Here is a 1,058-nt window from a genome sequence, read left to right as displayed (position 1 = left end):
TGCACCAATCAACAAAATCAGAATTAGAGCGCGGCGAATACGCAGCAAAAGCTCAGAAAAGTGGTGATGGTTGCGCTGCGCCAAGCGCATTCGGCGTAATATCAGCGGCATCACTAAGTCGTTCGATACCATGATCGCCAAAGCAATGGTTGAAACAATCACCATACCGCTCGCCGCCGAAGTACCGCCCAAAAACGCCAGTAACGCAATCTCGCTTGCCCCCACCGCCATCGGCACACTGATCACGTAAGTATCGGCAGATGTTCCGCTCAATAACCCTTGCCCGACCCACGCGATTGGCAACACAAATACGCCCATCAAAATCAGATACAGCGGGAACAACCAACGCGCAACGTGCAAGTCTTGCGCACGTTCATTTTCCACCACCATGGTGTGGAACTGACGCGGCAAACAGACAATTGCCAACATGGTCAGCACAGTATGAATCAATAAGGTTGGAATGTTTGGCGACTGGTAGGTTTCAGAGGCGACTTCAATCAGGCTCAAGTTTTCAGTACTCATCGCCAGCCAGACAATGAAAATCCCCACCACCAAAAACGCCAGCAATTTGATGATGGATTCAAACGCGATCGCCATCATCATCCCACGGTGATGCTCGGTGTTATCAATATGGCGAGTACCAAACAACATGGTAAAAATGGCCAGTGCCACCACGACAAACCAAGACACGCTGTCATTCTGATAACCAAAATCGGTCGCCAATTCCGGGGCGATGATCTCCAACCCCATGGTGATGCCACGTAACTGCAAGGCGATGTAAGGTAAGATCCCCGCCACCGCAATCAATGTGACGACCACCGCCAAACCTTGCGATTTTCCGTAACGGGCACCAATAAAATCAGCGATGGAAGTGATGTGTTCGCGCTTCGCGATCAGAATGAGTCGAGCCAGAACCCGCCATCCGATGGTAAACACCAAAATCGGCGCGATATAGATGGGCAAGAAAGACCAAGGATTGCTGCTCGCCTGTCCGACCGTGCCGTAGAAGGTCCACGATGTACAGTACACCGCAATCGAGAGACTATAAATCCACGGTC

The 1,058-nt window shown here is 51.1% G+C and carries 1 pseudogene; it reads right to left on the bottom strand.

Annotation, left to right across the window (positions count from 1 at the left end):
* Positions 1–1,058: pseudogene (locus R8N46_RS25450) on the bottom strand (hybrid sensor histidine kinase/response regulator); the annotation flags it as partial.

Source organism: Vibrio sp. 1874 (assembly GCF_033344395.1).
Taxonomy (GTDB): domain Bacteria; phylum Pseudomonadota; class Gammaproteobacteria; order Enterobacterales; family Vibrionaceae; genus Vibrio; species Vibrio alginolyticus.
The sequence above is the reverse complement of the archived record's forward strand: the minus strand, read 5'-3'. Positions and strand labels throughout refer to the sequence as shown.